The 11,232-nt window shown below is 36.2% G+C and carries 8 protein-coding genes; 2 read left to right on the top strand and 6 right to left on the bottom strand.

Annotated elements, in window-relative coordinates:
• Positions 1-414: 414 nt before the first annotated feature.
• The 6 genes from F8162_RS27730 to F8162_RS27705 form a co-directional block, all read right to left on the bottom strand.
• On the bottom strand, positions 415-1,716 hold the full coding sequence (locus F8162_RS27730; protein ID WP_151632042.1) for a glycosyltransferase family 2 protein: 1,302 nt from the start codon (positions 1,714-1,716) through the stop codon (positions 415-417).
• A complete protein-coding gene (locus F8162_RS27725; RefSeq protein ID WP_151632044.1) occupies positions 1,713-2,468 on the bottom strand; it encodes a diguanylate cyclase in 756 nt (251 codons plus the stop codon). Before F8162_RS27725 ends, F8162_RS27730 begins: the two co-directional genes overlap by 4 nt.
• A gap of 410 nt (positions 2,469-2,878) precedes the next feature.
• A complete protein-coding gene (locus F8162_RS27720) occupies positions 2,879-4,090 on the bottom strand; it encodes a NupC/NupG family nucleoside CNT transporter (RefSeq protein WP_151632046.1) in 1,212 nt (403 codons plus the stop codon).
• 345 nt (positions 4,091-4,435) lie between these two features.
• Positions 4,436-6,178: an SH3 domain-containing protein gene (locus tag F8162_RS27715; protein WP_151632048.1), complete on the bottom strand. Its 1,743-nt coding sequence runs from the start codon at positions 6,176-6,178 to the stop codon at positions 4,436-4,438.
• Between the two features lie 210 nt (positions 6,179-6,388).
• Positions 6,389-7,273 carry a D-amino-acid transaminase gene (locus tag F8162_RS27710; RefSeq protein WP_192797676.1) on the bottom strand — a complete coding sequence of 295 codons (885 nt, stop codon included), beginning with the start codon at positions 7,271-7,273 and terminating at the stop codon, positions 6,389-6,391.
• A 507-nt stretch (positions 7,274-7,780) separates the two neighbouring features.
• Positions 7,781-9,709, bottom strand: coding sequence for an LTA synthase family protein (locus F8162_RS27705; protein WP_151632052.1), 1,929 nt, complete (start codon positions 9,707-9,709; stop codon positions 7,781-7,783).
• Between the two features lie 546 nt (positions 9,710-10,255).
• Between F8162_RS27705 and F8162_RS27695 the strand changes: the two genes are divergently transcribed.
• Both F8162_RS27695 and F8162_RS27690 read left to right on the top strand, forming a co-directional pair.
• Entirely contained in the window at positions 10,256-10,621 is a 366-nt protein-coding gene (locus F8162_RS27695; protein ID WP_000435500.1) for a YkvA family protein, read from the top strand.
• 50 nt (positions 10,622-10,671) lie between these two features.
• Entirely contained in the window at positions 10,672-11,163 is a 492-nt protein-coding gene (locus tag F8162_RS27690; protein ID WP_001139074.1) for a metal-binding protein, read from the top strand.
• The last annotated feature ends 69 nt before the right edge of the window (positions 11,164-11,232 follow it).

Below are 11,232 nucleotides of genomic sequence, written 5' to 3'. Positions count from 1 at the left end.
GAAAGTGGAAGCATATTTGTTTGAAACGTGTGGCACATCGTAGTGTCCAAGAAAACACGGAACCTAAGACTGAAACGCGCAAAGAACAGCAAGAGAAGCAATTGGTTCTACAAAAATAGCAATCACTTTTTCGTATATAAATGAAGGTCGATCGTTCGTTGGGGGATGGACGTGAAATTACTTTCAGCTAAGGGGTATTGTCTGATATATAATTTATACGGCAATAAATAAGCACAGAGCATACGGCGCTCTGTGCTTATTTTTATCCCGCTTTAATGGGCAGTAAGATCCCCACCTCAAAATTCAGCGAAAGTAAAGATTTTAGGTGGGGGATCAACTGCCCATAAAAGTCCGATTGGTTCAACTAATAATCAGTGGGGGATGAAGAAAACCCCCACTGATTAAAGTTTCACTTTATTTATCTTTTTTGAATCGAACTGTTTTATCCCAGCCGATGACTTGTTTCTTGCTCTTTGCACGTAAGTATAAAATTAAGCTACGAATGAATAAGTAAGTAAAGAGCTGTGCGTACGTAAAGTACATGATTACACTAATAAAAATATTAGTTGGTGTAAAGGTTCGTTCCACACTCTGGGCACTAAATAATTGAGAAACATATGTAATATATGCGACATACCACATAAATAGTAACGGAATGCTATATTGAATTTGGAATATCCCGAGTAACCCAATTACAAACCAAACGTTCGAAATGATTAAGAATAACCAAAAGACAACATACACTAAAACTTGTTGTAAGGAATGGACGAGAAGTTTTCCTTTAAAGAAACTTAATGAAGAAAACATTTTTTCTAAAATGTACAAGTTCCCTTGGAGCCAACGTGTACGCTGCTTAATAAGGATTTTTAAATGCTCAGGTTCTTGTTCCCATGTAATCGATTCTGGCACGATTGGTAAGAGATAGCCTTTTTGTGTAATTCGTAATGTTAATTCAGCGTCTTCTGCAATTGCATAAGGGTCATAGCCGCCAAGCTCTTCTAATGCAGAGCGACGAAGAAGCATGTTTGTTCCTGTTAGTGAACCTGTTTGGAATAGTAACCAGCGTCCGGATTGCATAAGGAGCTGGAAGATTTGAAATTCTAACGAAATCATTCGTGTTAGCCAGTTTCTTTTTTCATTGACAGTACGAACGTGACCAACAGCTCCAACAGCATCTTCGGTTGTTTCAGCGTGTTCTACAAGCATTCGAAGTGCATGTGGTTCAGGCTGGTTATCTGCATCATACACACAGAAGTATTCACCATCTGAAATACTAAGACCATAGTTTAAGACACGAGATTTCCCTTTTGGTTCACCAGGTGGAACACGAATATGACGAATATGAGCATAAGCTTTGTCAAAATCGTCACCAATTTCAGGTGTTTCATCTTGCGAGTTATCGTTTAATAAATAAACAGTGAGTTTACCTGGATATTCAATCTTCGCCATCGCCTCTAAAGTATCTTTCATAACGACCCCTTCATTGTGGGCAGGTATTAAAATATCGACGCTTGGGTAATGTTCTAGTGTACGATCTTTTCGTTTACTATTTCGGTGAATTAAGCCTGCGAGTGTTAAGAATGAATAGTAAACAAGTAAGCCAGAGAATAGAAAGGCGGTAAAAATAAGTATATACTTAATCGAAAATGTGATGCTAATCCAAAACACGAGTAAGCAAAACAGAAGGAATAAAAGCAGTATAACGAGTGTCATCATAATAACGTCTGTCCTTTGTTCCCAATTTGCTCGCGTGAAACTTTTATATCTTGGATTGCTTCAGCAGCAAGCCATTGCTCCAGTTTTGGGTTTAGGCGGTTCATTACAATGTCAGCACCAGCTTCATTTGTGTTTTGTAATAAAATAACTAGCGTATTATTATCGTATTCAGCAGCAAGGTCAAAGTCATTCCTTACCGTTTCAACTAATAGGGAAGCCACGCGGTCCATAACACTTTCCTTCGTATATTTACTAAAGGAAGTGAAGTCAAAGTAAACGATAACGCCTGTTTCATTACGACGATTCATAGCAGTGATTAATAATGCTTGTCGTCTTTCAAATTCTTGTCTTGTTAATAATTTTGATTCTCCAATGTATTGTTCTAACATTCTCACACGTGCGGTTAACTCTTTATTTTCATGAATAATCTTCTTTAATAAATGAGTTGATATATATACAATGAAGAAGTTTGCTGCCATTAGGAAGTGAGTAATGATGTATTCCCATTGTTCTGATGTACTCCATAAGTAAAGCCATGCTTGGTAGAACAGGTAGAATACCGAAGTAATGGTTCCTAATATAAAGAGAACAAATGCGGTTTTATCATTCAATAATAGAAATAGTACATTAACAATTACATATATAATTGTGAAAATGAGAGCATGCTCATATTGCGTTACATGTACGGTTGTAAAATAAAATAAAATTTGTAAAATCCACATAGAGAGGACTTTATAGAAGTTATCTTTCACAAAACTTTCCTCCTTAAAGGTAATTCATGCAAGGATACTTGTAGTATGCGCAATTATTAAGAAATAGAACGGGTGATTCGTTTATTTTGGAGAGCAACAACAAGTAGTATCCCTCGTTTGCAAGAAAAAATAAACAGACTTAGTAATTATTGTACCATAATGTTGTTATATTTCAGTATTAAGTATTAACTATTTGCCGAAAACATAAAGAACATAATAAAAAGCCCCCTCTTTAGAAAGAGGAGACTTTACATCATTTTATCCCACTTTAATGGGCAGTAAGACCCCCACCTCAAAATTCAGCGAAAGCACAGAATTTAGGTGGCGGATCAACTGCCCATTAAAGTCCGATTGGTTCAACTAATAATCAGTGGGGGATGAAAAAACCCCCCACTGATTAAAGTTTCACTTTATAGGAACATCATACCTGCAACTGCTGCATTTAAGAAGTTCGCTAATGTACCAGCGATAACTGCTTTAATCCCTAATTGTGCAATTTGTTTACGGCGAGTAGGAGCTAATGTTCCTGTTACACCTAACTGAATTGCGATAGAAGAGAAGTTTGCGAATCCACAGATTGCGAATGTTAAAATTAAATTTGTTTTGTCAGAGAACTCTGCCATGTGTGGTCCTAAGTTTGCGTATGCAACGAATTCGTTGATTGCAAGTTTTTGACCGATAAAGCTTGCTGCTTGTATAGCTTCACCAGGAGAAACCCCGATTAAGATTGCAAATGGTGATAGTAAGTAACCGAAGATTAAATCAAGGCTAAGTTTAATATCGAATAAAGAGCCAATTAATCCTAATAGACCATTTAATAAAGCGATTAATGCGATGAAAGCCATTAACATTGCTGCTACGTTAATAACGAGTTGCATACCTTCAGATGCACCACGTGCCGCTGCGTCAATAACGTTTGCATCTTCACGTTCTGTAGAAAGTTCAACGTTATTATCTACTTTTTCTGTTTCTGGCATAATTAGTTTCGCAATTAATAGACTTGATGGAGCTGCCATAATTGCTGCTGCTAATAAGTGTTCTAACGGAATACCCATTGCTGCATAGCCGACAAGGACTGATCCGGCAACAGCTGTCATACCGCTTACCATAATAGCGAAGAATTCACTATTTGTTAAACGTGCTAAGTAAGGTTTAATTAAGATTGGAGCTTCAGTTTGTCCTAAAAATACAGTTGTTACTGAGTTTAAACTTTCTGCTTTAGAAGTTCCAAGAAGTTTACTTAATGCGCCACCAACGACACTAACAAATCTTTGCATAATACCGAAATGATATAAGATTGCTACTAATGAACTAATAAATACAATTGGAAGTAGTGCTTGAATGAAGAAAACAAATCCCCAAGGGCCTTTTGCGTTGACTAAATCCCCAGCAACGAACTTAATTCCCTCGTAAGAAAAATTAATTAATCCTTGAACGCCGTCCGCAGCGTATTTTAAACCTGCTTTACCGGCATCCCAGCGTAATACGATAAATGAAAATGACATTTGTAATGCTAGCGCGATTAAAATTGTGCGCCAATTAATAGCTTTGCGGTTGGAAGATAGTAAGAAAGCGATTGCTAATACTCCAATCACGCCGCCAATTCCCCATAAAAGATTCATGCAGTGTATGCTCCTTCCTCATAGTAAAAAAATGTATAAAACAGTCGTCTATACTTCTGCAAATATAACATCTTAAGTAACTTATCATAATGGACATCAGAGGTCAAACGTCTAACGAAAAGTTTAAATAAAAAGAAAATTCTTTAAAAAAACACATATGAAATGAATAGACATGAAATAGGTTATGTTTTTTATGTGAAAATATACATTATGATAACGTTATGGGTCATTATTGTAAAATATAGTGTATGAAATAGAAAAATAGATACATTATTTTTTCGTGGAAATAGGTTATACACATTAAAAAGAGCCTTCTAGTAATCTAGAAGGCTCTAAAAATATAACTTAAGGTGCTTTTGTATAACCTAAGAAGTGCTTACTCCAATAAGAGTTACTTAGTGAAGCAATTGCTACACCTTTATCTCCAGATTGGATAAATGATCCGCCACCAAGGTAAATACCCATATGAGAAGGACCTGCTTTATAAGTATTTTGGAAGTAAATTAAGTCACCTGGTTGTGGGCTTGAAGTTTTTGGTAGGCTGCTCCAATATCCTGCAACACTTTGACGACTAATGTTATGACCAAATTTCTTAAATACGTGGTAGATGTAACCACTGCAGTCTACACCAGTAGCTGAAGTTCCGCCCCAAACGTATGGTACGCCTTGCATTGATTTTGCATATGCAAGTATGGAAGAACTGTCGCCGCTATTATGACCTGTATTATTGTTGTTATTGTTTTGATTGTTATTTTGGTTGTTGTTAGGCTTATTATCTACTGCGCCACCAACTGGTGTTTTAGAAAGGTAACGTGTTCCGATATAACCATTTTGGCCGTTGTAGTTAATTTTACTCCATCCAGAGTTTTCAGAGATTACTTGAACCTTCTGTCCTTGTGGAAGTGCGCCTATGATTCTATAATTTGTACCTTCGCCGCTACGTACGTTTAGTGCAGAAGCATTAATGTAGTAGTCACCAATTGCACCTTGATTAGGTTGTTCAGGTTGTTTTGGTTGCTCAGGAGTAGTAGTACCACCTTTAACGAATTTCATGAATTCGCTACTAACGTAGCCTGTTTTTCCTTGATAGTTAACTTTAAACCAGCTACCTTCAGATCCAATTACGTTTAATGTCGTACCATTTAATACGCCACCAATTACGCTATGGTAAGTAGCAGGGCCAGTACGAACGCGTAGAGATGTTGCGTTAACAACGTAAGTACCACCAGTTTGAACAGTTACATTATTGTTTTGATTATTATTTTGGTTGTTTCCTTGTGTAACGTTATCGCTAGAACCGCCTTTTGTTACGTAGTCTTTGCTTACGTAAGCTGTTTGGCCTGCATAATTAATTTTGAACCAATCTTGAACTTCGCCAACAACTTGTACAACTTGTCCTTTTGTAACAGAACCTACAGTTGTGTGAGAAGTGCTAGGACCTGTACGAACACGAAGGGAAGATACATTTACTGTATAGTTTCCGCTTGCTGGTTTTACAGTTTCTTGGTTGTTATTATTCGTATTGTTGTTTGAAGAACCTGCATTTGAAGAAACGCCAGATACGAATTCGCTACTTACATAACCTACTTGTCCATTATGGTTGATTTTCACCCAACCATTTTCTTGGCCAATTACGTTTAATGTTTGTCCTTCATATACACGTCCTGAAACAGAACTAGAAGTGTTTGGAGCTGTACGTACACGTAATACATCAGCAGTAACTTTATTTTTTCCACCTGTTGTACTTACATTAGAATTGCTTGCTCCATTTTTTGATACAAATTCGCCGCTAACAAAGCCAGTTTGTCCATTAATGTTAATTTTGAACCAACCATTTTCTTCGCCAATCACGTTTAATGATTGACCGTTATAAACGCGAGAGATGATGTCGTGAGAAGTACTTGATCCTGCACGAACATGTAATACGCTAGCGTTTACCGTATAAGATGAGCTGTTTGATGCAGAAGCTTGGACAGTTGTAGCAGCTTTTTGTGTATTTTGTTCCGGGGCAGCTTGAACACTATCAAGTGTAGGTGCTGCTCCTCCTGCTACAGACACTGCCGCAAGACCGGCAAGGTATTTTTTCATAATTTGTCGATTCCTTTCTGTCTGTAATGTAGTGAAGAAATATTTACCAACTGTTAAAAATTCTAAAGAGCATGTCGATTACTGTCAAGACTTATGCGGTAATCTGAATATGACAAAAAGATTACAAAAAAAAATCAAGGCATAAATCTATACCTTGATTTCCATTTAAATACATATATTGAATGTAGAAAGGATAGAAATTATACGTGTTTAAGAAGATGACATATTGGATTGTAACAAGCTTTGAGAAAATGACCTTTGCAGCATTTTTGTAATAGGTCCAACTTGGCCATCTTGAATTGCGGTTCCATCAAGATGAGTCATCGGCAAAATTTCAATCGTTGTTCCTGTAAAGAAACATTCATCCGCTTGATAAACATCACGAATACTGAAAAGTTCTTCTTGTACTGGAATACGAAGGGTTTTCGCTAAAGAAAGGACATATTGACGAATAATACCATTTAAAATAAGGTGATTAGCTGGATGTGTGTAAAGAGTTCCGTTTTTGATTAGAAAGAAGTTCGAACAGCTTCCCTCGGTTACAGTACCATTTCGTACGAAAAGAGCTTCTTTACAACCTTTGCGTTCCGCTTTCGTAGCAGCTAATACATTGGGTAATAAATTTAACGATTTAATATCACAGCGTAGCCAGCGCGTATCCGGTTCCGATATAGCCCGTACACCATATTCAATCCATAACGCGGGTCTTTCTTTTTTTGTAATATAGGCGTAGATTGTCGGAGGGACGTCATATGAGAATGTATGGGTACGAGCTTGTACACCACGAGATACTTGTAAATAAATCGTTCCATCTTCGTGGAAATTATTATTTTCGATTAGTTTATAAAGTAGGATAATCAGTTCTGCTTTTGAGAAAGGAAGTGTTAATTCTATTTCTTCCATGGAGCGATATAATCTTGTGATATGCGGATCTAATAAGTGAAAGTTGCCTTTATATAGGCGAATAACCTCGTAGACACCATCTCCAAACTGCAATCCTCTTTCTTCAAGTTCTATGTACGTTTTTTGTTTCGTTGTATCAATAACTGCATCATTCCAAAGTACAAATCTTTCATATGCCAATTTTCGTCCCATCCTTTCGTAAGTGCATAAATAAAGTGAAACTTTCATTTGGAATAAAAATCACTATAGTAATTTTTATGTGAGTACTTCTTTACATATGACGTATGTGTATTTGTAAATGGTAGAGAAGTAGTGGTGATTTACAGCATTTTGTATATACAAATTCGAAAATAAGAAATAAGAATCCTGCTTTTAGATAAAAAAAAGCAACATTCTTATGGAATGCTGCACAAGGAGGGTAGCTATCTTTCATAGGGATATCGTCTTATTGAATGTTTTGTGTATGGAAACAAAACATATTGAAAGACAATTATAAGAAAGTAGAAATAAACGATTCACATATTTCTTTAAGGGATCTTATTACAGATGAGAGATAAGAAATATATAGAACCTCGCTTACATATTTTATTATAGAGATGTTTCATTAATGTTATGTGAATATTTGGTAAAGGTTATGTAATGTTAAAGTTAATGAATATAAGTGATTGTATGGAGAAATATAAAAAAAAGAGGCTGAGATTACTCAGCGCTCTTCTTTTCTTCTTTAATAGCGGTCTTTACTTCACCAGTTTTGGTCTTATTACTTTCAGAGAAGCGAAGTAAGTCGCCTTCAATGATTTTGTCAGACATGTTCAATTCATTTTGGGCACGATCGATAAGTGGTTGAGATTCTTCTTTTGGTAGTTGTACAACTTCGCCAGTAGCACGGTCGTAGAATGTACTGTTCGTGTACATGTACTTATCTGTAATGAAGCTACCGTCACGAAGAACAACGAATCCTTTATTATCAGGTGAGAATACATCATGACCAAATTGAACTTGATTCGTAGAATCTATACCAAGTAAGTTTAGAATTGTTGGTTTAATGTCAATTTCACCAGTTGGTTTTGAAATTGTTTTACCTTCTTTTTGACCTGGAACGTGAATAAACATCGGTGTTTTTTGTAAGTTCATATGGTCAAATGCAGTGATTTCTTCTTTTCCTAAGAACTGTGCCATTGCACGGTTATGGTTTTCAGAAATACCGTAGTGATCACCGTAGAATACGATAACTGAGTTGTCGTAAATACCTTCTGCTTTTAGACGCTCAATAAAGTGTTTCATTGCTTCGTCTAAATAGCGAGCAGTTACCATGTAACGGTCAAATACGCCATCACCAGAATTGTATTCATCGATTAATTTTGTATTTTCATCATAAGTGAATGGGTAATGGTTTGTTAAAGTAAGGAAGCGAGTATAGAACGGTTGCTTCACTTCTTTTAACATATCGATAGATTGATCGAAGTATTCGATATCTTTTAATCCCCAATTTAATTTCGTTTCTGGCGTAATCTTGTAGTCAAGCTCGTTGTAGTAACGATCATAACCAAGTGCCGGATACATAATGTTACGGTTCCAGAATGTTGCGTTGTTCGCGTGGAATACTGATGTGTGGTATCCTTGCTCACGTAAAATTTCTGGAGTTGCTGTATATTCGTTATTACCGTGTGTGAAGAATACAGCACCACGGTCTAGTGGATACATGGAAGTATCTACTAAGAATTCAGCATCAGATGTTTTTCCTTGCCCAGTTTGATGGAAGAAGTTATCAAAGTAATAACTTTCTTTCGTAAATTGGTTTAAGAACGGTGTAACTTCTTGTCCGTTAACTGTTGCCCCAATTAAGAATGTTTGTAGTGACTCAAGAGAGACAACAATTACGTTTTTCCCTTTTGCAGTACCAAACATATTTGGATCTGGTTTGCTTTGCGTTGTTTTTACGTAGTTTTCTGTTTCCTGTAACTTACTACCGTCAGCAAAGGCCTTTTGTGAACTTGATTTTGCTTGTAAGCCAAGGTCATACACTTGGTGTACATATAAACCTAAGTTTTTAACAAGCATAACGCGGTCGAATGAACGTGTTAATAGTTCAGGACGCTCAGCTTCTGCCAGTCCTAAGTTTACGAAGAAAATAGCAACTGTTGACACGAAGTATAGGGAACGCATTGGGCGTGCTACACGCTCTGTCGGCGCAAAGCTTTTCTTCTTCTTCAATAAAATGAAGAATACGATAATATCAGCAAATGCAAGGATGATTTTGTAGTTAAACAGTTCTTTCACACTAGAACCTAAACTTCCAAAGTTAGATGTTTGTCCTAGTACCGGTAAAGTAACGAAGTCATTGTAGAATCCGTAGAACATTACGTTACCAACAAGAATGATTGTTAAGACAAAATTAATTCCAAGTGCTATATAGTTACGTTTTTTTCCTTTTGCAAATAATGCAAGACCAACAAGCAGTAATGATGCTGCTAATGGGCTAAGGAATAAAATGAATTCTTGCATGAAAGATTCAAGTTTTAAATCAAAGCTTGTGCGTGTAATAAGATACGTCTTCAACCATACGGCTAAGGCTACGAATACAGTGAAACGCACATTTTGAAATTGTGATTTCAAGGTTTCTTTCATTCATTTCCACCCTTTCTCTATCAGGCTTGGTCGATTTTGGAGCGAAAAATGTTAAAATAAAAAATACATAGTTTTCTTGGCCATAATTAGAGGTTCTATATTCACCCATATACGACTATAACTATGCATACCCTTTTGGTTTCTTGTGTTGCTCATAAGCATAACGTCATTTCTGTATTATACAACAAAATTCATTTCTGAGAAACACTATAACATTTTACATTTTTTGTATGTGGTTTGTCACTACCAGAGAAAACTTTAACATTCGTTTATATGTCCGTCAACTAGAAAATATAACAAACATAGAGCAGAATGTTAAGTGAAAGTGAAAATTTCCTTTGTTGAGAAATAAGAAATGACGATGGGTAAGTGGTTATATAGAAAACTATTATATGATGGGAATTGTGTAAAAATTAACGAACACTTGTTCTTTTTTTATTTGTTTGTTACAATTAAAGTTCATTGATAGATTATGTGTAATGTTGATGAACTTTTACTGATAACATATTGTAGCTTATTTCTTTTAAAAAATAGGGAGGCTTTCATATGGAACAAAAATTTTCAGTTGAAGCGTTTTGGAAGAAAGCAAAACATGTTGCAAAGCAAGCAGGGCAGTCGGTCATTTATGCAAGTTTACTATTGTTTTACGTTTTGCAAAGACCTGATGTTCCAAAGCGAGTGAAAATTATTGTGATTGGAGCACTTGCTTATTTTATTGCACCAATTGATGCCATTCCAGATTTCATCGCTGGAGTTGGTTATACGGATGATTTAGGGGCGTTAATGGCCGCGCTATTACAAGCGTCGTTATACGTCAATGAAGAGGTGAAAGATAAGGCACGGGTGAAGTTGGCAGAGTGGTTTGGTTCGGATATAGACACATCCTTTATCGATCAGAAATTAGATCAATAGGTGAGAACTGTCATATGGTGACAGGGCGAACGTAAGCGAGGAAGTGCTTTATGCCATCAGGAAGAACGCATACGAAAATAAACTTAATATCCCTTCCGGTTGTTTTGTTTTTGCTTTTTTCGTATGGATTAACAAATTTTGATTTTTTATTAACTTTTGCAATTGGCTTTTTAGTAGGTACTACATTTTTAACGCCTGATTTAGATACGTATAGTAATGCGTATAATAAATGGGGGTTCTTGCGTATATTTTGGTATCCGTATAAGAAGGTTATGCCGCATCGTTCCTTTTTTACACATACAATTATACTTGGTGATGTGATTCGTATTGCATACATGTTAATTGTGTTTTCTCCGTTTTTATTCCTATTAAATGTAATTGCGCTTGACGGGAATTTGATAGAAATGGCGAAGGAACATGAGGTTGAAATTGTAACGTTCGTAATGGGAATTGTTGTGGCAAGCACGCTTCACATTATAGCGGATAAAGTGAACACGCGCCGCAAGAAAATGATGAGAAAAAAGAAGAAACGCAGAAGATAAAAAAACGTCCCAAAAGGTATTTTGGGACGTTTTTTTCTTATTAAAAGGTTGTCGTATCGCCATTAAAAT

This window comes from Bacillus sp. CH140a_4T (genome assembly GCF_008923725.1).
In the GTDB taxonomy this organism is placed as follows: Bacteria; Bacillota; Bacilli; order Bacillales; family Bacillaceae_G; genus Bacillus_A.
This window is presented reverse-complemented; position numbering and strand designations above follow the sequence as displayed.

What these genes read in the sequence shown, in the direction of transcription:
- F8162_RS27720 (WP_151632046.1), bottom strand. Translation starts at nt 4,090, where the DNA reads ATGAATCTTTTATGGGGAATTGGCGGCGTGATTGGAGTATTAGCAATC.
- F8162_RS27705 (WP_151632052.1), bottom strand. Translation starts at nt 9,709, where the DNA reads ATGAAAGAAACCTTGAAATCACAATTTCAAAATGTGCGTTTCACTGTA.
- F8162_RS27730 (WP_151632042.1), bottom strand. Translation starts at nt 1,716, where the DNA reads ATGATGACACTCGTTATACTGCTTTTATTCCTTCTGTTTTGCTTACTC.
- F8162_RS27710 (WP_192797676.1), bottom strand. Translation starts at nt 7,273, where the DNA reads ATGGGACGAAAATTGGCATATGAAAGATTTGTACTTTGGAATGATGCA.
- F8162_RS27715 (WP_151632048.1), bottom strand. Translation starts at nt 6,178, where the DNA reads ATGAAAAAATACCTTGCCGGTCTTGCGGCAGTGTCTGTAGCAGGAGGA.
- F8162_RS27690 (WP_001139074.1), top strand. Translation starts at nt 10,672, where the DNA reads ATGCCATCAGGAAGAACGCATACGAAAATAAACTTAATATCCCTTCCG.
- F8162_RS27695 (WP_000435500.1), top strand. Translation starts at nt 10,256, where the DNA reads ATGGAACAAAAATTTTCAGTTGAAGCGTTTTGGAAGAAAGCAAAACAT.